Origin of the sequence: Flavobacterium lindanitolerans, assembly GCF_002846575.1 — a bacterium.
GTDB classification, from domain to species: Bacteria; Bacteroidota; Bacteroidia; order Flavobacteriales; family Flavobacteriaceae; genus Flavobacterium; species Flavobacterium lindanitolerans.
On sequence record NZ_PJND01000007.1, the window covers coordinates 141,812 to 164,248 of the forward strand.

13 protein-coding genes are annotated in these 22,437 nt (G+C 38.2%); 8 read left to right on the forward strand and 5 right to left on the reverse strand.

Annotation, left to right across the window (positions count from 1 at the left end; all coding sequences use genetic code 11):
* Window positions 1–297 precede the first annotated feature (297 nt).
* The 4 genes from B0G92_RS00700 (at window position 298) to B0G92_RS00715 (ending at window position 4,990) form a co-directional block, all read left to right on the forward strand.
* Window positions 298–1,299, forward strand: coding sequence for a hypothetical protein (locus tag B0G92_RS00700; RefSeq protein ID WP_101470734.1), 1,002 nt, complete (start codon window positions 298–300; stop codon window positions 1,297–1,299).
* Window positions 1,300–1,302: 3 nt separating this feature from the next.
* Window positions 1,303–2,397 (forward strand): RNA polymerase sigma factor, encoded by a 1,095-nt coding sequence (locus B0G92_RS00705; RefSeq protein WP_101470735.1) that lies wholly within the window; start codon window positions 1,303–1,305, stop codon window positions 2,395–2,397.
* Entirely contained in the window at window positions 2,384–3,271 is an 888-nt protein-coding gene (locus B0G92_RS00710; RefSeq protein ID WP_101470736.1) for a hypothetical protein, read from the forward strand. Before B0G92_RS00705 ends, B0G92_RS00710 begins: the two co-directional genes overlap by 14 nt.
* 156 nt (window positions 3,272–3,427) lie before the next feature.
* On the forward strand, window positions 3,428–4,990 hold the full coding sequence (locus B0G92_RS00715) for an AsmA family protein (RefSeq protein ID WP_101470737.1): 1,563 nt from the start codon (window positions 3,428–3,430) through the stop codon (window positions 4,988–4,990).
* A 117-nt stretch (window positions 4,991–5,107) separates the two neighbouring features.
* Here B0G92_RS00715 and B0G92_RS00720 read toward each other — a convergent pair whose 3' ends face one another.
* From B0G92_RS00720 to B0G92_RS00740, 5 genes are all read right to left on the reverse strand, one after another.
* Complete coding sequence (locus B0G92_RS00720) at window positions 5,108–7,864, reverse strand: AsmA family protein (RefSeq protein ID WP_101470738.1); 2,757 nt, start codon at window positions 7,862–7,864, stop codon at window positions 5,108–5,110.
* A 126-nt stretch (window positions 7,865–7,990) separates the two neighbouring features.
* The gene (locus tag B0G92_RS00725) at window positions 7,991–10,894 is read right to left on the reverse strand and encodes an alpha-amylase family glycosyl hydrolase (RefSeq protein WP_101470739.1); all 2,904 of its coding nucleotides are present in this window, start codon (window positions 10,892–10,894) and stop codon (window positions 7,991–7,993) included.
* A 52-nt stretch (window positions 10,895–10,946) separates the two neighbouring features.
* Entirely contained in the window at window positions 10,947–12,047 is a 1,101-nt protein-coding gene (locus B0G92_RS00730; protein WP_101470740.1) for a SusE domain-containing protein, read from the reverse strand.
* 22 nt (window positions 12,048–12,069) lie between these two features.
* Window positions 12,070–13,671: a RagB/SusD family nutrient uptake outer membrane protein gene (locus B0G92_RS00735; RefSeq protein ID WP_056072537.1), complete on the reverse strand. Its 1,602-nt coding sequence runs from the start codon at window positions 13,669–13,671 to the stop codon at window positions 12,070–12,072.
* Between the two features lie 12 nt (window positions 13,672–13,683).
* Window positions 13,684–16,632, reverse strand: a complete 2,949-nt coding sequence (locus B0G92_RS00740; RefSeq protein WP_056072132.1) for a SusC/RagA family TonB-linked outer membrane protein — start codon at window positions 16,630–16,632, stop codon at window positions 13,684–13,686.
* Window positions 16,633–16,858: 226 nt separating this feature from the next.
* Here B0G92_RS00740 and B0G92_RS00745 point away from each other — a divergent pair, with 226 nt between their 5' ends.
* The 4 genes from B0G92_RS00745 (at window position 16,859) to B0G92_RS00760 (ending at window position 22,407) form a co-directional block, all read left to right on the forward strand.
* Window positions 16,859–17,884, forward strand: a complete 1,026-nt coding sequence (locus B0G92_RS00745; protein WP_056072130.1) for a LacI family DNA-binding transcriptional regulator — start codon at window positions 16,859–16,861, stop codon at window positions 17,882–17,884.
* Between the two features lie 204 nt (window positions 17,885–18,088).
* Window positions 18,089–19,435: an MFS transporter gene (locus B0G92_RS00750; protein WP_056072127.1), complete on the forward strand. Its 1,347-nt coding sequence runs from the start codon at window positions 18,089–18,091 to the stop codon at window positions 19,433–19,435.
* A gap of 4 nt (window positions 19,436–19,439) precedes the next feature.
* Complete coding sequence (gene pgmB / locus B0G92_RS00755) at window positions 19,440–20,096, forward strand: beta-phosphoglucomutase (RefSeq protein ID WP_101470741.1); 657 nt, start codon at window positions 19,440–19,442, stop codon at window positions 20,094–20,096.
* 1 nt (window position 20,097) lies between these two features.
* Entirely contained in the window at window positions 20,098–22,407 is a 2,310-nt protein-coding gene (locus tag B0G92_RS00760) for a glycoside hydrolase family 65 protein (protein WP_101470742.1), read from the forward strand.
* Window positions 22,408–22,437: the final 30 nt, after the last annotated feature.

Genomic DNA, 22,437 nt, shown 5'->3' on the forward strand with positions numbered 1-22,437 from the left:
TTTTTATTGCTATAATTCTCTATATCTTTTATTTTTAATCTTTGATTATCTAGAAATATATACCACAACGATAAAGAGACTCAAAATTCACTTTTAATAACTCTTTTCTATTATCTGCAAAATACGCAGACTTAACCTCTCAAAGCCTTTGCTCATTAGTAACCTTTGACTAGAAGCAATCGCATCGCAAGCAAAAATTTTATTTTTTTTATTTATTTTACTTTTTTACTGCAACCCTTTTACTTTTTTCACTCTTATCATAAAATTAAAGTATATTAACTCCAATTTATTTTACTTATGAAAAAGATTTTACTTTCTCTGATTCTATTTACCGGGTTGTTGCAAATTTCCTGTAGTGAGGATTCGGTTGTGGATTCGTCAAATGTGCCAACTAATAACTCTGTTGATGTTTATGTTGCCGGTCAGAAAAACAGCCAGGCTTGTTACTGGAAAAACAACCAGCTTGTGTTATTGAATTCCGGCGGAATCAATGCTCCTACTGCCAACAAGATTATGGTAGTAAATAATGATGTATATGTTCTTGGAATTGGTGTTGGAACTACAACTACGGAAACATTCCCTATGTTCTGGAAAAATGGCGTTTTGACTAATTTAAAAACAAGCCTTAGCTCTGCAGATGATGAAGTTGTGACTGTTACTGATTTTGAAGTGGTTGGCAATGATGTTTATTTTGTGGGTTATACGAAAAGAAGGGTCATAACTTTTGAAGATTACAGTCTTGTTTATTGGAAAAACGGCATTAAGACCACAGTACACAATTATGGCGGTTATGTTCAGAACTATTCAAAAATAAAAGTCGTAAACAATACTGTTTATATAACCGGCACTAATAATCGCGATTCGAGTATTAATGGCTATTATGTAAACACTGTTTTTAACGAGATTCCATTTTCCACACTTAATGGCCTGGCTGTAAACAATAACGAAGTATATACTTATGGAACGGCAAATAATGGTGGTTATTATAAAAACATAACTACCGGTTCAGAAACCTCTTTTCCAACCGTAGCTACAGTTACCTCTATGCTTTTTGACAATAACAATCTGTATCTTACAGATGTAGCCAGCATCTATAAAAATGGGACTATGTTTGATGCGGGGCAACCTCAGTTGGGCGGAATTATGGATTTTAAGATTTTAAATAATAATACTTACAAAATTATTCAGGAAGGTGTTGCTCCCGGATACATTAGCCACCTGACGATAAACGGGGTTGAGGCAGCACAAATACCCGATTCTGAAGGCACATTTTTATCGCTTTTTGTAGTCCAAAACTAAATTATGAATAGCATTAACTGGCATGAAATTTACACGAAGACATCCCCAAAACTCTTGGGGATTTGTCGCAGATATATAAAAGATATCGCGACTGCTGAGGATATTGTTCAGGATTCTTTTATTGTAGCCATGCAAAAAGAAGAAACTTTAAAAGATAAAAGTGCTTTGCAGGGCTGGTTAAGCCGGATTGTGATAAATATGGCTATCCATCATTTAAAAGAAGTAAAAAAAATAAACTTTTCAACGCAACAAGATTATGAAATTGTTGATTCAACTACTGTCATGAATACCATTGCAATAGACGCCAAAAGCTTACTACTGTCTGCCGATTTGGAAAGGGATGATATATTAGAGGCGATAGACCGTTTGCCGGAACATCATAAATCTGTTTTTAATATGTATGTTATTGACCGGTTTTCTCATAGCGAAATTGGCAAAATACTCCATATTTCAACAGGTACTTCAAAATCGCATTTATCAAGGGCCCGAAAAGCAATCCAGCTTTTTCTATTGGAAAGAATAAAAGAAAAACCTGTTGATGAAAAGAAGAAACGCCGTATTGCTTTCCTGATTTTTTTAGGTTTTGGAAATCAGATGTTCGCTAATTTCTGCAAAAAACAATTCAAGGATTTTGAAATAGAACCATTAGAAACTTTTGAATCGGTTACAAATAAAGGAACTTTTCCAAGCCAGTTTATTGGTTTGGCTAAAATAAATCCTGTACCAAAATTTATGACAATAGCCATTTGTTTCTTAGGTGTATTGGGAGTTGCTTTTTATGCCTATTTTTTTGATGTAAAAGATATTCCTCAAAAACATCCTAAGCCTGATTTGGAGTCTGTTGATATTATTCCTGAAAACCAATTACCCGTAGCTGTTGAAGATACTGCAAAAGGAGAAGAACCAGCCACAGAACCAAAAAGCATCAAAACTCTTTTTACTCATGAAAAAGCAACCGTCACCAATAAAAACTCTCAAAAAACAATAGAAGAAGTAAATAGTATTGTTACTAAAGATTCTGTAAAAAATGAGCCTCAGAAAGTGGTTATCATCAAAAGACAAATTGTAAAAAAAGATACCGTTTATGTTTCAGAATAAAATTCTACTCTTTTTTTTAGCCTTTACGACCTATACTTTTTCACAAGAGAAGAAAATAGATACTATTTATGTTTATGAGGAGATTATTATTCATGATACTGTTTTTATCGAAAAACCTTTAAAAATAGACAAGGCCATTTTTACAGAAACCGATAAGAAAGACCTGTTGGAACTGACCCAAAACGGAAAGAAAATCACTGTTGATACGCTTATCATTAACAGCAAAAAAAGGATTGAAAAAAACGAAAAAAGTTGGTTTTTTGGAGGCCGATTACATCTCGGTTTAGCCAGCAACAGCCTGTTCAAGGAAGTTAATGCTCCCAGTCCTATTGGATTGGGTTTGGGCATTTGGACCCGAAAGGAACTATTCCAATCCAGGTTTTCTTTGGGTATTGGAATTGATGCCTTTTATTGGCTGAGTCCGTTTTCGTTTAATGCTTCCAAAAAAGACAGCCACCTTAATGGCTACTATTTCACACAAAACAGTGAGCCCAAGTTGTTTCAATCTCTTGAGAGCAAACATTTTCAATTGCAAATCCCGGTTCAATTGTATTATAAAATAAACAGGTTTATGCCTTCCGTTGGCGGGTTTGTCAGCACCAGCAGTTATAAGTCACAATTTTTAGGTTCGTCCGGCAGATTGCCCCAAACTTTAGACGAAACACAAAGATTTAGAGCCGAGGCTTTACAAATAGGCTACCTGGCCGAAGTGCAGTATGCTATTTCAGAACATCTTTCTATTGCCCTGCATTTTAGTTCCGGAAAAGCCAACAATTTGCTTTTTACCAATAAGCAGGATAAGAGTCAGTCTTTTAAGACCGGGAATGAGTTTTCGGAAAAGAGATTCGGTTTACAGTTAGTTTATAGGTGGTAGTTGGTAGTGGATCGTTGATAATGGATAGTGGATAGTTGGGAGTTGGTAGTGGATGGTCTTTTAGACAAATCATAATTTTCTTATAATAAATCCTTTGGGGTTTCTGAACCCGCTTTTTTATTTTTATATTTAAGTGCGGAACAAAAAGAAAACTTTATGGTTTGGTGGAAAAAGACATTGATTGGAATCGGGATTCTCATAGTACTGGCCTTGATTTTGAATATTGGCCTGAACTATTGGATACGCAAACAGCTACCTGTCATTATCAACGAGAACAACAATTCGCCCTATCAGATTACTTACAAAACTCTTGAGGTTGCCCTGTTTGATGGAAATGCTATTGCCAAAGAAATTACCGTTGTTCCAAAATCATCCTTAAAGAAAACAGATGTTAAGGCAGGAATCTATACTACCATCCAAAGTATAAAAATAGAAGGAATCAGTGCCTGGTCTATTTTGTTCAGCAAAAGGATTGTTGCCAAAAAGATTGTCATCAACAAGCCTGAAATTATCCTTTTTAAAGATAATGACCGGGCTTTAAATGATCCGAACAGTATTCGGGATAAGGTGGTCGCTCCTTTTAAAAATACGATTTCCGTATCTGACATCTATCTTTTAAATTCCAGTCTACAGATTATTTCCACGACCGATAATAAGGCGTCACTGATTGTGCATAATTTATCGATGCAGCTTGACGGTATTCTCCTGGATGACACTACATTAAAAGAGAAAATTCCTTTTACTTATAAAAACTTTGAAATTGACTGTGATAGTATTTATTATCGTGCCAACGAGTTTTACCATCTGACAGCTAAAAAAATACATACTGACAAATCTGACTTAAAAATAGCCGATTTCCGTATGATTCCGGAATATGACCGCGGTGAATTTGTGAGAAGGATTCCCAAAGAAAAAGACATTTATACTATCAATGCCCAGGAAATAAAAATAAATAACATGAACTGGGGATTTAAAGACAGTGTTTTTTATTTCAATTCTACGAATGTTTTTTTGGAAAAGGTTTTTGCCAATATCTATCGCCCGAAAATGCCGCCTGATGATCTTTCAAAAAAACATTTGTATAACAAGTTGCTACGCGATATTAAATTCCCGCTTCATGTGGATACGCTTGCCATTCGCGAATCTACGCTGGAATATGAAGAGGAAAAAACTTTTGAAAAAGGAGCAGGATTGCTTTCTTTCAACAAGTTCAACATGTTTGTAACCGATATCAATAGCGGTTACGGAAATAAAAAACTGCCTGATGTAAAAATTACTGTCAATTGCAGATTTATGAATGTTTCACCTATGAAGGTAAACTGGCGATTTAACGTAATGGATGTATCTGACGGCTTCAACATCAAAGGAAGCATATTCCAATTTCCTGCAAACCGGCTAAAACCTTTTACGAAGCCTTACATGAACGCATCTGTTGAAGGAATGCTTAATGAGGTATATTTTAATTTTTCAGGGAACGACGTAAAATCCAAAGGAGATTTTGCCATTAAATATGACGATATAAAAGTGACTCTTTACCAGAAAAAGAATCCGAAGAAAAAGAACAAATTTCTTTCTGCCGTGGGTAATCTGTTCGTAAAAAACGATTCTGATGAAAAGGTTGTGGAAGCAGAAGTCGAAGTTGAGAGAATCCCGGAAAAATCATTCTATAATTTCTTTTGGAGGAATATAGGCGAAGGATTGAAAAAGACGCTTTTATAAGTTCTATTTTTGATATATTGATTGCGCCTTAGCGCCTTTGCGAGCAACTATTTCTCGCAAAGGCGCTAAGGCGCAAAGTTATTTGATGCAGACTCAATAATTATTTTGAATCTTGTCTTATTGACCTTCCGGCTTGGTTTCTTCTATTGCTTCGCCTGTTTTGCTGAATACTTTGATTTTAGGATTGTCTTGTGTTCCGGCAACCACGACAGGAATACCGATTAATCCGAATGGTGGCAATCCTACACGTATTCTGAGATTCAGCTTTCCGTCAAAGCTTGTTTCTCCTTGCAGGCGCAGTCTGAAAAGTGCCACTTTCATTTTGGTCTGCTCTATTGTAATAATATTGTTTTTAATCCTTGATTTGATGTCTACCTGGCTCAAATCCGGATTGTCAATGCTTTCAAAGTCAGTTTTACTGCTTAGCTGGTTAAACAGTTTCAGTCCGTTGACTTTTACTTTGCTCAATGACACGACTCCTTTTCCTTCCAATGAAGGATAAACCGGTTTCATTTCTTCATTTAACTGGCCTTTTACGGTATAATCCAAAGAAATGATTCCTTCTGCTTTTTCTGCCGCTGTAGCCAAATTTCTAAACATTTCAATTTCGTTATAGGCTTTTTTAACGTTGAAATTTTTAGCTACGAAGTGGATATCGAAATTTGCCTTTTTAGCAGTAATATCATCGTAAAAACCATTAATACCAACACGGCATCCAATAATTCCAAATCCGATTTTCTGGAAAAAGAGCTTGCCCCTGTCCAAAGATGTACTTCCGGTAACATTGTCCAGAATGAGTCCGTCGTATTCCAGTTTTTTCACATTCGCCAACAGCGATACTTTCAAGTTTTCAGGCAGGAGAATTACTCCCGAAGCTGCTGCTGTTTCAGTATCCTGAACCGTTTTTTTCTCAACTCCTTTTCCTTTTTCAGCAACCGGTTCCTGAGCCATAAACTCATCGGCAACCACCAATCCGGAATTTACTTCAAAGTTTCCTTTGAGTGTGGCATTTTTCTCAAAAACGAAATTGATGACGTTTTCAAGTCGGCCTTTCATTGCAAAATCAGATTTTCCATAATTCGCGCTGAATTTGTCAAAATTCATCTTGTCCTGATGGAAGGTAAAGAGCCCTTCTCTGATAAAAAATGGTTTCGGAAATAATTCTGAAGTTGTTTTTATATCACGCAGCAATAAACTGCCTTTATTGTTTAGTTTACTGTATTGTCCGGTTGTTGCATAACTCTGTTTTCCTTTTAGTGACAGGTCTGCTTTTGCATATCCGGTAATATCAAGACCTTTTTGCCTGAAAACCTTATATATTTTTGCAATATCAAGCGTTCCTTTTGCCACGACATCATAATTCACATCGTCAAAATTGGACAGTAGCGCTTTTACATAAACCGGATTTTGTTCAAATACGAAAGAAGCCGGGGCCACTTCAATTTTAAGGTCTTTGTATTGGCCGGTTGTATTTTTGACTGCGGCAACAAACTTAATATCGGTAATCGGGTTCGGGTAATATTCTGTTTTCAGGAAACCGTTCTGAAGGTTAATTTTTCCATCGGTAATCGGGAACAGCCTTTTCTCACTATTGTATTGTCCTTTTGAATTGATATCTGCCAAAAGCACGCCTTTCAGTTCCAGGTTGCTTATTCCCATAGCGCCAATGGCTTTGCCTACATCCAACTTTGATTTTACTTTGGCTGTCAGGTCAATATTTTTAAGGCCTTTAGAATTTATTTTAGCACTCAGATAATCGTTTCCAACATTAAAATGCAATGTGTCGAGTTTTACCTCCAGTTGTTCTGTTTCTAACGAAGGTAGTTTGGTGTAAAACTTCAGGGAAATATTTGAGGTTTCAAACGGAGCATCTTTATAGGAAATATTTCCTTCCCTGATGTTCATTCCAAATGCCAAATCAGGTTTGCGGTTGAGCGATGCGTTGTAATTTCCTTTGAAAGTAAGCAAAAGGTCTGTTCTTCCTTTTACTTTTGTTTTTTCCAACCAGGTAACATATTTAGGAGGCAATGCCGTGAAAAGGTCATTTAGCCTACTGTCTTGGGATTCAATTTTTATATCAATATCATAGCCGTCTTTCAGGAAGTTCATTTTCCCGATAAAACTTATAGGAAGCTTATTAATTTTCAGGTCGTTTTGCTGAAAAACAAAAGACAGCGAGTTGGTATTGATTTTGGTAATAAGGTCGGCATCAATCTTTTTGTTTTCGAGGTATTTTTCACCATCAAAAGTGAAATCCAGTGATTCGATTTTTGCTTCGGTGTACAGGTCAAAAATTGATTTGTCGAGATTACCTTTACCCAGATAATTAAATCCCCGAGCCTGGAGATTTACTTTTGCCGAAATATCCTCATATTTCAGTGCTACATTCCTGATATCAATTCTTTCAAGTCGAATCGAAGTTCCGGTTGTATCTTTTGGAGTTTCTTCTTTGTCTGAAATATATACGTTGTAATTGGCCTGTCCTTTTTCATTTACCTTGACATTGATAAGCCCTTTGGAAACGTAGATTTCATCAATATTTATATCGCCGTCAAAAATCAGATTTTTAAGATTGATTCCAAACGAAACGTCTTTTGCCGCTACCAGCGTATCGTTTTTATAAGGTGCCGAGCCTTTCAATGCGAAATCGTCCAGGGTTACCGTCAAAGATGGGAAGTGTTTAAAGAAAGACAGGTTGGATTCTGAAAAGCTCAATTCGCCATCCAGCTTTTTATTGGCAAAAGCTTTTACCTGTTCTGCAATCCTTCCCGGAAAAAGCATTGGCAAAAGAAACATCAACAACAAGATGCTTGCGATGGTTACTCCTGTAATTTTGAGGACTTTAATCCCTATTTTTTTTAGCGACGTTTTCATAGTGCAAAAATAATGGGATGAAACTTTATTTCCTAACAAGAATTTTCCTGTTTCAAACAAAAAATGCCTTTTCAATTTCTCGAAAAGGCATTTTTAAAAATCTAATTTTAAAACTAACTCAAAAAACTATTGTTTCATCAATTTCAGTGTAGCTTCTTTATCTTCTGAATCTATCACTTTAACGATGTACATTCCCTGATTCAGATTTTCTACTGAATATTGGTGTTCGTTGCTAAAATCTCCTTTGAATTCTTTTACCAGCTGTCCGGTAATTGAATAGATGGAGACTTTTTTGGTATCCTTGCTGATATTGAAAATTCCTTTAGACGGATTTGGATATAAGGCTATAGCCGTTGTATTGAAGTCGTTTCTTTCCAATAACGCCTGCTTGTTTCCAAAAACCCTGAAACCGTCAACTTCAATAGGAATAGTCATGTTTGCATCTGTAACGGTGATTGGCGTACCGTCCATCAAATTATACCAGGTTCCTGTATATGGAAAACCTGCTGTAGCGTTGTAAACCGTATTCGTAGCATTGGTCAACACAAAAACATAGCTCAATTCTGCCGTTTGTGATGTGCTAGTCCAGATATCAAGTCTTGGTCTTCCGGTTTGTGAAAAATTCCAGGCGTGAGTTCCGTTTTCAAAAACATTTTCACGTTTTTTGAATTCAATCATCTTGGCCCAATCGTCATATATTTTTTTTCTGGCTACATCTCCAAGCCAATTGTTTGCCCATTGCGGTTGTGGTTTTATATCTAACTTACAGTCACCGGAAGTAGCGTCATTGGGTGTATTGACAGTTCCGTTGTTACAGGTAAAAATAGAACTGTTGTAACCCAAATCTCCAAAATGATAAATCATCTTTGGACCGGGAACCAATAAATGCAGCGCTCCCATAGCCGACATCCTTGCCAAAGCTTTTGGAAGATTGCCATTAGTCTGGCCAGATTCAGTAAGCGCCTTATAGATTACCCTTTCTTCGTCATGGCTTTCTGCATAACCAATAAATCGGTCTGTCGCATCAGCAACTCCTGCTAAATTGGCACTGTTCCCTTTTAAGAAGTTTGCATAGGCATCTGTCATTTTTCTCCACTGCATGATACCTTTAGAAATTCCGTCAGCATCACCTGTTTTTCTATAATTTGCCCATTCTACTTCTTCGTTATACGAACCGCCTGCACCTAAATGTTCAAAAATCACATAGAAATTAGGGTCTATGGCCCATTGCATATCGGCATAATATTTTAGCTTAGCAACACGATCTGCCTGATAATTATTAGTACAACTCTCCTGGGCAGAACTACTTCCTGTGTAAGGGCAATTTTGCGTAAATCCTTTGGTTAAATCCCAACGGAAACCATCGATTTTAAAATCGTTCATCCAACGCTGTATGGTTCTTTGTACATAATAACCCGTAAGGTTATTCGGTTCGTTGAAATGATTAAGGTCTCTCCCTACACTGTAAGAGTGCATTGCATTTTGATTGCAATACGGGTTTTCTGTAGTAACGCCATTTGCCCAACCGTCGTTATCAGTATCTGTCATCCACATTCTTTCCAATGGCGAACGACCGTAAACGTGGTTTAATGCAATGTCAAAAATAACAGCAATACCATTTTGGTGGCACAGGTCGATAAATTCTTTCAGCTTTGCCTCTGTACCATATCTTTTGTCCAAAGCCAAATGGTATACGGTATTGTAGCCCCAGCTTTCATTGCCTTCAAATTCCATAACCGGCATAAGCTGGATTGCATTTACCTTAAGATTTTTAAAATAATCTATACGGTCAATCAGATTCTGGTAGGTTCTGTTCGCATCGAAATCTCTTACCAGGACTTCATAAATTACAAGGTCCTTTTTGCTTGGTTTTACAAAGTTAGTTGTCGCTGCACTCCAATTGTAATTGTAAAATGCGTTGGGTCCGGTTTGAAGTACTGTAACTTCCCTTTCCTGGCCAGCCGGATAAGTTGGCAAGTTAGGATAAACACCCAATGAAGCAATTTCCGGATCGTCATACGGACTTAAAACCAATGTGGAAAACGGATCTGCTGTTTTAACCAAGGCAGGCGAATTAGCCGGAAGATTGGTCTGGTCGCAAACCCAATATTGGTAGGTATAAGCTGTTCCGGAAGTCAATCCTGACAGTTCTAACCAAAATTTTCCTGTAGCCGGGTCTTTTTTCATTGCATAGGCTCCCGTAGGCTGCCAGTTGTTAAAGCTTCCTGCTACATATACAAAATCTTTATTAGGTACATTTAACACCAATGTTGCCTTAGTTGGATCTGACGGATAGTAATTGATTCCATCACCCATTCCGGCTGGCATGGCTTCGCTAATAACACCGGGATTTATAACAACTGCAAAGTTTTTTGTAATTGTAGTTGCTCCCTGAGTCACTTCAAGCGAATAATTCTGGTTTGAAGTAATTCCTGTGTGGGTATAAGAATAGCTTGCAGTGCTGGCATTCGTGTTGATGGTTGAACCATTTGATTTTAAAACATAACTGGCATTTCCACCTGTATTGTTTGCTGTTATCGTAAAGTTAGAACCCGAAGCAAGCATGGTGCTGCTGTTTTGAGCAGGTGCTGTCAGGTTCACCTGAAAAGTGCCAACCCTAAGCAATATGTCCTGAGATTTTTTATCTCCATTTCCATTCTTAGCCTTAATAAGAAAACCTATTCTTCCTATTCCTGTCCTATTATAAAAAACAGTTGGAACAAAATTTATCGAATAGGTATCATTGGCAGAATTATAGGTCAGACGGTTGGCTTCGTTAGAGTTCCCCCAATCGCCATTAGTTGGGCAGTCGGCATTGTTTTGGTCATTCAAATCGAAAGACCAAGCCCAAATATAAAGGGCATTGCCTGTAACTCCCCAGGTCGCTTCATTAATACTGCTTCCGTTGAAAGTTAGCGTAATTGACTGGTTCTCTTCAAAAGTCGCCGGCGTTACCGAATAGGTTACGGTTTGTTGTTGCGACCAGGCATAAGAAGCAATCAATAAAAATAATAGGGTAATTTTTTTCATATTGTATTATTTAAAAAAGGCCGCCTGAAACCAGGCAGCCCTTTTGTCTTTTTTATAAGCCTCCTACTACTGCTGTTCCGTCAAAATTAACAGTCAGTTCCAGGTTTGCTGTACCGCCACCAATAGCAAAGTTTGGAGCATCCGGATTGTAAACCACTTTTGGATCACTGTTTCCTACATTGAATTTCCAGGCATTACTAGCGATAAAATTCCCAGCGTTTGCCGCTCTGAATTTCATTTCTCCAGCAGCCAACGATGCAGAAATTGTAAATTTATTTGCTGCAAAATTATAAGTCATGGCTGTCTCATTGTCCCAACCACCTGCAGTAGCAGAACCTATAATACCCCAGTTCATCTTAACTGATTTGTATTTTAAGTTGTCAATATCAACCCAGATGTAGTAAAGTCCGTTTCCATCATTTTCTGCCACTTTGATATCACCACTATCTCCTGCATTTTTAAGATTCCCGTCCTGAACTCCACCAATTACACCGTAGTTCCCGTTATCCCAGGTTCCTTGCTCTCCAATAAACTTAAATCCTTCGCCTGCGGCTACTTTTACATAACCTTCGAAAATTTTAGTTGTCCCATTACCAATATAACGCAGTGGCATTGCAGTTGTATTATCCCATTGGTTTAATCCGTAATAAGCCTGAGGTGCTCCTACAAGATATAGAACCGGATCAAGCGCCACATAAGGTGTTACTGATATTGTAGCCACATTACTGTAAAGCGGTTCGAAAGTACCATTAACACTTGCCTTTACTCTTACTTCATAGTTTCCGGTAACAAAAGCCTCACCACCTGCACCCAGAACAGCTCCATTCAAAGTTTCAACAGAAACAGACAATTGGTTGGCTCCAATTACAGAACCTAAAGAACGCGGAGTTGCAAATTCATTGCCCACAGCATCTAATTGAAGTTCATAATTGATTGCGACATTTTGGTCAAAATTAGCAGAAGTCCATACAAAGCGTTCTGCTTGATTTGCTGCGTTTTCTAAAAGAAGCGTATAGGTATTTCCTCCTTCAGGGGCTACTAAAACCGGTGCATCTTTAGCCGTTATTACCGGTCTGTCTTCAACATCGTCCGAGCTACATGAAACAGCCAGGACTGCGAATAATGCAATTAATGATTTTGCTATATTTTTCATATCTATATGATTTTTACTTTTATTAATATCCTGTATTTTGTTGTAAAGTTGGGTTGGCAGCTTTTGCTCTGTCCGGAATCGGGAACAATTTCAAATGATCTGAAATTGGTGCTCCGTTAGCAGAGTTGCCTTTCCATTGCCATAGGTAAGAACCGCCTGTAAATTTTCCAAAACGAATCAAATCCTGGCGTCTGTGGCATTCCCAATATAATTCTCTGGATCTTTCTGCCAGGATAAAATCCAAATTAAGATCTCCCTGAGATATAGTACCTGCATTCGCTCTGGTTCTTAAAGCGTTTACATAAGTTACTGCTTGTGAAAGTGAACCTTGACCTCTGACTGCCAATTCAGCATACATCAGATAAGCATCAGCCAAACGGAATAACGGGAAGTCTGTATCGACAAATGCTCCTGTTGGATTTGAACCGTTAGAACCATCGGATCTTTTGTTAGTCCATTTAGTCACTGCATATCCTTGCGTTTCGTCAGCAATACTGGCAATATCCAAAGTCTGTCCTGTTGTATGGAACATCGCTCTGTTATCTGAAGCTCCTGTTACATCGGCAAATTTGTTTACAAATTCTCTTCTTGCTCTTAGTCCTTTCCAACCACCATCAACTCCAAAGTCGCTCGCGTTCATTGAACTCAAAATAGAAGCGTGAACTAAATAATTGGTTCCTCCACTGGTTGTGTATTGACCATCAAAACGTACCGGGAAAATAAATTCATTTTGCGCACCATTCACATCGTTATCTGCCATAAACAAATATTTGTAAGGAACGTTGGCAATCTGGTAAGTTGAGTTTAAAACTGCCTGTAATGCATCAGCAGCTTCCGCATATTTAGGCTGCCCTATGTATACCTCAGCATTCAAATACAGTTTTGACAAAAGCATTTTTGCGGCAATTTTGTCAACTCTTCCGTATTCATTCGTTCTTGACTCTTTCAAATCAGCATCAATAGCAATCAATTCATCTTTTATGTAATTGAAAACATCGATTTTCTCTCTCTGTTGTGGATAAAAGAATCCAACAGGATCATTTTCTGTAACAATAGGCACACGTCCAAACAAATCCATTGCATGGTAGAGTGACAATGCTCTCAAAAATCTGGCTTCTGCTCTGTACGATTTCATATCGTTCAGGATAGCCGGATCAACATTTCTGCTACCTACTTTATCCGGAGTCGATTGTCTCAAGAACTCATTCGCCAAACTGATTTGGTAAAAGGTTCTAGAATACATTACATAAATGAACTCGTTATTGCTTGTCCATGTATGAGAGTTCATTGATGGCAAGTTACCATCCTGCCACGCTATTACCGACTCATCCGTTGGTAACTGTTGCAACGTATAGAATGCTCTCAAATAAGGACTGAAGTCATTTCTGATTCCTTGCAAATCTTCACCTCCATCACCTTCCCCATTTCCGGCTTTTGCCAATCCAAGGTAAAGTTTTGCCAAAAACATTCTGTAAGCTTGAGGGTTTTCGTAGAATTTTTCAGCTGTAAAGTCATCATCATCCTGTGGCATTACATCTAAATCGTCCGTACAGGAAACGCCTATTGCCATAATGACAAGCAATAGCAGCGCTTTCTTCCCTAGTATGTCTAACATTTTTTTCATTTTCATATTTTTTTAAAAATCTATATTAAATCCTAGCATGAACATTCTTGGTCTTGGATAGATAGTCTTATCAATACCTCCATAAATTTCAGGATCTACTCCGTCATAGTCCGTAATTGTAAATACGTTCTGAACGGCTCCATAGACTCTGAATTTGGATTTCTTTGTAGCAAAAGGATTTTGGATGGTATATCCTAACGTGATGTTATCTAATTTGAACCATGATGCATCCTGAATATAATAATCAGAGAAAAGTCTGTTGTTTCCTTCCAATTGAAAACCTGAGTTCAAATAATCGGAATTAATGTTGCTGATTACGTCATTATAACGAACACCTGCCTGCAACACACCTTTGTTTGAAGCAACGTTATTATACATATAGTTACCTAAGCTGGCTCTCCATGCAAATGAAAGGTCAAATTGCTTATAGCTCATATTGTTCATCATACCAAAAGTGTAATCTGCATTTGGTTTCTTGTATCTGTATTGGTCGGCTGTTGAAATAACACCATCCTGGTTTCTGTCAACATATACACCTTCAACCGGTTTTCCGTTTGCATCATATACTTGTTCGTATACGTAAAAGGCATTAGGGCTGTATCCAACAGAGTTGATTTGGATTTTGTTTCCACCACCACCGTCAATATCACCTACAGGGTTATCAGACGGGATGTCTGTAATTTCCTGATTGTTGTATGTTGCATTGAATGTTGTAGTCCAGTTAAATCCTTCTCCACGGAAAATGTCATAGCTTACGCTGAATTCGACACCTTTAGAAGTAAAGTTCCCGTAGTTTCTGAATCCCTGGTTGGCCAGGTTGGCTCCGTCAGGAAAAGGAACAATCGCTAACAGATCAGATGATTTTTTCTCATATAAATCCAAAGATCCTCTTAATCTGTTGTCGAAAAAGCCATAATCAATACCAATGTTTCTGGTTTCGGTTTCTTCCCATTTCAGTCCTTTGTTATAACCTTCAGGTCTTCCTACCGGAACAAAAACGTTTCCAAATTGGTATTGTGCCTGAGTTGTTCCTGTAGTATATCTTTCGATATAAGCGAAACCGTCATTAATATCCTGTTGTCCTGTGATACCCCATCCTAATCTTAATTTAAGATCAGAAACAAATCTCACATTTTTCATGAAACCTTCTTGTGATATTTTCCATGCGAAAGCAGCTCCTGGAAAGTTACCCCATCTGTTTTCTTTAGAGAATCGGGAAGTACCGTCTCTTCTGTAGTTTAAGGTCAATAAATACTTGTCGTCAAATCCTAAATTCATTCTTCCAAAATAGGACTGCAAGTTTACTGTAGGTCTTGTAAATACGTCTGGTTGCGCATTTGGATCATAAACGTTTCCTGTTGAGAAACCTACCCATTTGAAGTTTTGGTACGAATAACCTCCTGTTACATCCAAATTGAATTTTCCAATTTCTTTTGAATATACAAGGTAAGCATCTAACAATTTGTTTTCTTTATTTTCATTAAAATAGCTATAGGCACCATAATTCTGGTACGTTCCGCCACTGTAGCTTCCTGTTTGGAAACCGGCAGGGCTAAACGGCGCCAATGTGTTAGTCCCGTTACCGTCCTGTTTATCAAAACCAACATTCACAACCGCTCTGATGTCTTCAAAGAAATGCAGTTTATAGTCAACCTGGAAATTACCATACATTTTACGGTTGTCTGTAATGTTTCTTCTTTGATTTAGCAGCGATACCGGGTTCTGTTGTGCTCCGGTAACTACTCTGTCTCCGTCTGGCTCAAGCCATTCGAAATAACCTCCAAAATAAGAAGATGGATCATAAACCGATTGTGTAGGGTCAAAGCTTAAAGCATTACCAATAGCTCCTTCATCTGCAAAACGGTTGTCTTGCCATGAAATATTAGCATTCAGGTTAATTTTCAAATGGTCATCAAAGAATGATGGGTTTAACGCCAATGAAGTTGTAGTCCTTTTAAATTCTCCTGTTTTTAATAAACCTGGAATTTGAGTATAACCAACAGACAATCTGGCCGGCATAACCCCAAATAAGTTTCCTCTGATAGATAGGTTATTATCTACAGACATACTGGTCTGGAAAATTTCATCCTGCCAATCTGTTTTTGCATTTCCAAGCAATCCTATTTGTGTTGGCGAACCTACCTGGTTTACTAATGCTCTGAATTGGTCGGCAGACAATACGTCTACTTTTTTAGCCAATGTATTTACGGTAGTGACAGAATTGAAACTAACCTGCATATCGCCCTGGCTTCCTTTTTTCGTTGTAATGATGATGACACCATTCGAAGCTCTGGAACCGTAGATTGCCGTAGCAGAAGCATCTTTCAAAATAGAGAAAGACTCGATGTCATTCGGGTTTATAGAAGCCAATACGCTTGTAGAACCTCCACTTGCTTCATTATCTAAAGGAAGACCGTCAATTACAATTAACGGATCATTTTTGGCGTTCAAAGAAGAGCCTCCACGAATTCTGATTGTAGACCCTGAACCCGGCGCTCCGCTGGTTGTAATGTTCAAACCTGCTACTCTACCATTTAACAGGTTTTCTGCAGTTGCATTTAAGCCACGGTTAAAATCTTTTTGAGAAATTACCTCTACGGCTCCGGTAGCATCCTTCTTTTTAACAGAACCATATCCTACTACAACAACCTCATCCAATTGCGAAGCATCTTCCTGTAAAATAACACTAATAGTATTTTGTGAAGAATAAGTGATAGTGGTAGGTTTATAGCCCAAAAAAGAGAACGTAATTACGTCCCCCGATTTTACTCCGGAAAGCGAAAAGTTTCCATCAAAATCGGTTGTGGCTCCATTGGTACTGCCCTGGACAGTCACACTGACTCCCGGCAAGGGCAATCCTGAAACCTCATCTCTGACATTTCCATTTAACGTGTTCTGTGCCAGCACACTAAACGGAAGCATCAGTAATAAAAGCAACAACTTTTTGTAAATTGTTTTCATACATTTTGTTTAGGTTAAAAATGAGTTTGTTTACCTTATATTTTTACTTCGAATGTTAAATCTATGTAAATATTTTAGACAAAAAAATCGTTTTCGTAAAAGCACCAACCGAAAACGTTTGCGTGTTGAAAACTTTAGCAAATACTCAGATTTTTTACCCGAAAATCGCTATTAATAAAAATTAAATTTATCTTTATTCAGAAATATTTACCTGACATTAAATACTATGCGAAAAAAAGTCACGCTAAAGCAAATTGCCAAAGAATTAGACGTATCGATTTCAACTGTTTCAAAATCGTTAAGAGACAGTCCTGAAATTAGTGAAGACACCCGTCAAAAAGTTCAGGCTTTTGCCAAATTATACAACTACAAACCCAACCTGATTGCCCTAAGTTTAAAAAATAAAAAAACCAAGACAATCGGCGTCATTATTCCTGAAATTGTACACCACTTTTTTGCCACCGTCATTAGCGGTATTGAACATGTGGCTAATGAACACGGCTATAATGTTATCGTAACGTTATCTGACGAATCTTTTGACAAGGAAGTAATCAACATGGAAATGCTTGCCAACGGAAGTATTGACGGTTTTATCATGTCGCTTTCCAAAGAAACCCAGCACAAAAAAGATTTCCACCATATTACCGAGGTTATCAATCAGGGAATGCCTGTGGTTATGTTTGACCGTGTGACAAACGATATTTTATGTGACAAGGTTATTATTGACGATAATCTGGCTGCCTATGAAGCGGTTCAGGATTTAATCGACAAAGGATTCAAAAAAATTGCACTCATTACTACCGTTGATTATGTAAGTGTTGGAAAGCTTCGTACAGACGGATACATCAAAGCACTTAAAACAAATAATATCCCTGTTGACCCAAAACTCATATTGAAAATAGAAGATATTGACATCTGCGAACATCAAATTGAAGAACTCATTAATAATAATGAAATCGATGCTGTTTTTGCCGTAAACGAATTATTTGCCGTAACGGCCATTAAAGCCGCAAAGAAAATAAACCTTAAAGTTCCGGAAGATATTTCGGTTATCGGATTCACAGATGGCATTATTTCCAAATATTCTTCACCAAGCATTACTACAGTAAGCCAGAATGGAATAAAAATGGGTGGCAAAGCGGCCAAGATGCTTATTGAAAGATTAGAATCAGAACAGGAAGAAGACGAACATTACAGAACGGAAGTTATAGAAACTCACCTCGTATTACGAGAATCTACGCCATCGTTGTAGTTGCACTCAAAACACTGAATATCACATAAATAAAAATATATTTTTCCTCTTTTGCCGATTGTTAAATATTCCATTTTTAATTTCGGGTATAAAAAAATTATATATTTGTAACGATTATCAATGCTTATATTTTTACTTCGAACGAAAGATTAAGTCTTGATAAGCCATTAACGCTTATCGTATATCAATCAACAAATTACGATAATGAAAAAGCGTAAATTAAGTTTTCTGGATATCTGGAACATGAGTTTTGGCTATCTGGGAATACAAATGGGATTTGCCCTGCAAAATGCAAATGCCAGTAGAATTCTACAAATCTTCGGCGCCGACGTACACAGCCTGTCATGGTTTTGGATTGTTGCCCCACTAATGGGATTGATTGTCCAGCCAATTATAGGCCACTACAGCGACAGAACCTGGACACGTTTTGGCAGAAGAAAACCTTATTTTTTAATTGGTTCGGTTTTGGCAGCACTGGGATTAATACTCATGCCACAATCTGCAATGCTAACCGCTTTTATGCCTGCTCTTTGGGTGGGTGCCGGAATGCTCATGATTATGGATGCTTCATTCAATATTGCAATGGAGCCTTTCCGTGCCTTAGTAGCCGACCTGCTTCCTGCCGACCAGAGAACATTGGGTTTTAGCGTGCAAACCGCCCTGATAGGGTTTGGTGCCGTAATAGGTTCGTGGCTTCCATATGCCTTAAACAAATGGTTTGGAGTTTCCAGTGAAGCTCAACCGGGTGAAGTTCCTTATCATTTAATCCTATCCTTTATTATTGGTGCCGCCGTTTTGGTTGGAGCCGTATTATGGACCATCTCTACTACCAAAGAGTACTCGCCGGAAGAACTGGAAGCTTTTGATAAGGCAGAAGGAATCGTCCATGAGGAAGAAGAAAAAGGAAGCCTGTTGAATATTTTCAGTGACTTTGGAAACATGCCTCAAACCATGAGACAACTCGGATGGGTACAATTCTTTTCCTGGTTTGCGTTATTTGGAATGTGGGTTTTTACGACTCCGGCCATAGCACACCACATCTATGGACTTCCATTAGAAGACACGAACAGCAAGACCTATCAGGAAGCTGGCGACTGGGTGGGAATCATCTTTGGAGTTTACAATGCCGTTTCGGCTGTCTTTGCCTTCTTTTTACCGGCAATCGCCAAAAAAATAGGACGAAAATCTACACATGCTTTTTCATTAATCGTGGGAGGAATCGGGCTGATTTCAGTCTATTTTGCACCAAGCCCAAACTGGCTAATCGTCTCAATGATTGGAGTTGGTATTGCATGGGCAAGCATTCTTGCTATGCCTTATGCCATCCTTTCAGGCTCTATTCCGGCCAAAAAGATGGGTGTCTACATGGGAATTTTTAATTTCTTCATTGTAGTTCCCCAAATCATCAACGCCATCATTGGCGGACCTATCGTTAAATACATTTATGGCGGTAACCCAATCTATGCCATTGTAACCAGCGGAGTCGCTTTCATTATCGCTTCCTTTTTTGTGTTGCGGGTAAAAGATACTGACGACACCGTAAAACAATAAACCATTGAAAACAAAAGCATTTATATTCGATTTAGACGGAGTAATCGTCGATACCGCCAAATATCATTATCTGGCCTGGCAAAAAATAGCCAACCAGCTGGGTATTGAATTTACTCCGGAACACAATGAAGAACTAAAAGGGGTAAGTCGTGTACGTTCGTTAGAACTTATACTTCAATTAGGAAAAATAGAAGCGAGTCAGGAAGACAAAAACAAATGGCTTACGCAAAAAAATGAGGATTACCTGTCTTATCTGGTAGATATGGATGATAGCGAATTGTTGGCGGGAGTACTGCCAGTTCTGCGTTATCTGAAAGAAAGAAAACAGCTGATTGCTTTGGGCTCTGCCAGCAAAAATGCCAGACCAATCCTGGAAAAAACGGGCATTATTCACTATTTTGATGCTATAGTCGATGGCAATGATGTTTCCAACGCCAAACCCGACCCGGAAGTTTTCCTAAGGGCAGCAGAATTATTAAATACCGCTCCTGAAAATGCTATCGTTTTTGAAGATTCTGTAGCCGGCATACAGGCCGCTAACATTGCAAATATGACAAGCGTAGGAATCGGAGAAGCAAAAATTCTGCACGAAGCCGATTATATTTTCCCTGACTTTACCCATATAGAAACAAATTTCATAGAAACTTTAGTGAATAAATAAAATGAATCAAGATTATATAGTACCAAATAATTGGTCAATCATAGAAGAAGGATTTGATGCAGAAAGAATAAAATCTTCCGAAAGTTTATTTAGTATTGGAAACGGTGCCATGGGACAGCGTGCCAATTTCGAAGAAAGCTATTCCGGAGAAACTTTTCAGGGAAGCTATATTGCCGGAATCTACTATCCGGACAAAACAAAAGTGGGTTGGTGGAAAAATGGCTATCCGGAATATTTTGCCAAAGTACTCAACGCACCCAACTGGATAGGAATAGACATTGAAATTAATGGTGAAAACCTCGATTTAAATACCTGCACCGAAGTCAGGAATTTCGAGCGCGAATTAAATATGAAAGAAGGATGGTACCACCGTTCTTTTGAAGCCACATTAAAAAACGGAACCCAAATAAAAGTAGATGTTCGTCGTTTCCTTTCGCTCAATTCTGATGAATTAGGTGTTATTAATTATGAAATTACACCATTAAATAAAGACGCAAAAATCGTTTACAAACCTTACATTGACGCAGGAGTAAAAAATGAGGATGCCAACTGGGAAGAAAAATTCTGGGAACCTTTGGAAACAAAGCATTCCGGTAACGAAGCCTTTGTTGTTGCCAGAACATTCAAGACCCATTTTAATGTAGCCACCTACATGTCAAACAGCATCTTTTTAAATGGCCAGAACCTCAACACTACTCCTGTGAATGTTGAAGCTTCTGCAGAAAAGATTCTTTTCGCCTATGAAACAGAAGCTGCAAAAGGAGAAAAATCATCCATCCAAAAATTTGGTGGCTATACGGTTTCTCTAAACCATGAGAACTCTCAGTTAATTACGGCTGCACAAAACGTCATTGCCAAGGCAAACGCAAAAGGTTATGAAACCTTATTGCAGGAACAGATTGAAGCCTGGGCAAAAATCTGGGAAATGTCAGACATCACTATCGATGGCGACGTAAAGGCACAACAAGGTATTCGTTTTAATATTTTCCAACTGAACCAAACCTATTCCGGAAAAGATTCCCGATTGAATATAGGACCAAAAGGCTTTACAGGAGAAAAATACGGCGGTTCAACCTATTGGGATACTGAAGCCTATTGCATTCCGTTTTATATGGCGACTAAAGACCAGCAGGTTGCCCGAAATTTGCTGACCTACCGATACAACCAACTGGATAAGGCAATCGAAAATGCCGAAAAATTAGGCTTTACAAACGGTGCTGCCCTTTTCCCGATGGTCACCATGAACGGAGAAGAATGCCATAACGAATGGGAAATTACCTTTGAGGAAATCCACAGAAACGGAGCTATTGCCTTTGCCATCTACAACTATTACAGATTCACCGGAGATTACAGCTATATTCCTGAAAAAGGACTGGAAGTATTAATTGCTATTGCCCGTTTTTGGCACCAGAGAGCAACGCTTTCAACCGTCAAAGACCAGTTCGTAATTCTGGGAGTTACCGGCCCGAACGAATATGAAAACAACGTAAACAATAATTTCTATACCAACTATCTGGCAAAATGGTGCATTGATTATGCTGTAGAGCAAATTGAAAAAGTACAGAAAGAATATGCCGCTGATTATTCCCGAATTGTTTCAAAAACAAAGCTGGAAGCCGGAGAAATAATCAATTGGAAAAAAGTTGCCGATAAAATGTACCTTCCATATTCTGAAGAACATGACGTTTATCTGCAACAGGACGGATTCCTGGACAAGGAACTGGTTAAAGTTCATGATTTGGATAAAAGCCAAAGACCTATCAACCAAAAATGGTCATGGGACAGAATCCTGCGTTCTCCATATATCAAACAGGCCGACGTTTTACAAGGATTTTATTTCTTTGAAGACCATTTCTCAAAAGAGCAGCTGGAAAGGCATTTCGATTTTTATGAGCCTTTTACAGTACATGAATCTTCGCTTTCTCCTTGTGTGCACTCCATTCAGGCAGCCACTTTAGGACGCATGGAACAGGCCTATACGTTCTACTTAAGAACTTCACGTCTGGATCTTGACGATTATAACAAAGAAGTGGAGGAAGGTTGCCATATTACAAGTATGGCCGGAACCTGGATGAGCATTGTTGAAGGTTTTGGAGGTTTGCGTGTCAAAAATGACACCTTGCATTTTGAACCAAAAATCCCGGAGCAATGGCAAGGCTATTCCTTCAAAATCAATTTCAGAAATCAGATATTGCAAGTTTTCGTAAATGCCAGCGAAACTAAATTTACCTTAGAAGGAACTCAGGAACTCACCGTTTATGTCAACGGAAAAGCAGTACTTGTAGAACCCAATACTTTGGTAACCGTATAAATACCACCACCCAACCCTTTCAGAGTTAAA

Bases quoted from the DNA above. Each gene is read 5' to 3' on its own strand.
- B0G92_RS00740 (WP_056072132.1), bottom strand. From the start codon at position 16,632: ATGAAAACAATTTACAAAAAGTTGTTGCTTTTATTACTGATGCTTCCG.
- B0G92_RS00700 (WP_101470734.1), top strand. From the start codon at position 298: ATGAAAAAGATTTTACTTTCTCTGATTCTATTTACCGGGTTGTTGCAA.
- B0G92_RS00725 (WP_101470739.1), bottom strand. From the start codon at position 10,894: ATGAAAAAAATTACCCTATTATTTTTATTGATTGCTTCTTATGCCTGG.
- B0G92_RS00710 (WP_101470736.1), top strand. From the start codon at position 2,384: ATGTTTCAGAATAAAATTCTACTCTTTTTTTTAGCCTTTACGACCTAT.
- B0G92_RS00750 (WP_056072127.1), top strand. From the start codon at position 18,089: ATGAAAAAGCGTAAATTAAGTTTTCTGGATATCTGGAACATGAGTTTT.
- B0G92_RS00720 (WP_101470738.1), bottom strand. From the start codon at position 7,864: ATGAAAACGTCGCTAAAAAAAATAGGGATTAAAGTCCTCAAAATTACA.
- B0G92_RS00760 (WP_101470742.1), top strand. From the start codon at position 20,098: ATGAATCAAGATTATATAGTACCAAATAATTGGTCAATCATAGAAGAA.
- B0G92_RS00715 (WP_101470737.1), top strand. From the start codon at position 3,428: ATGGTTTGGTGGAAAAAGACATTGATTGGAATCGGGATTCTCATAGTA.
- B0G92_RS00705 (WP_101470735.1), top strand. From the start codon at position 1,303: ATGAATAGCATTAACTGGCATGAAATTTACACGAAGACATCCCCAAAA.
- B0G92_RS00745 (WP_056072130.1), top strand. From the start codon at position 16,859: ATGCGAAAAAAAGTCACGCTAAAGCAAATTGCCAAAGAATTAGACGTA.
- B0G92_RS00730 (WP_101470740.1), bottom strand. From the start codon at position 12,047: ATGAAAAATATAGCAAAATCATTAATTGCATTATTCGCAGTCCTGGCT.
- B0G92_RS00735 (WP_056072537.1), bottom strand. From the start codon at position 13,671: ATGAAAAAAATGTTAGACATACTAGGGAAGAAAGCGCTGCTATTGCTT.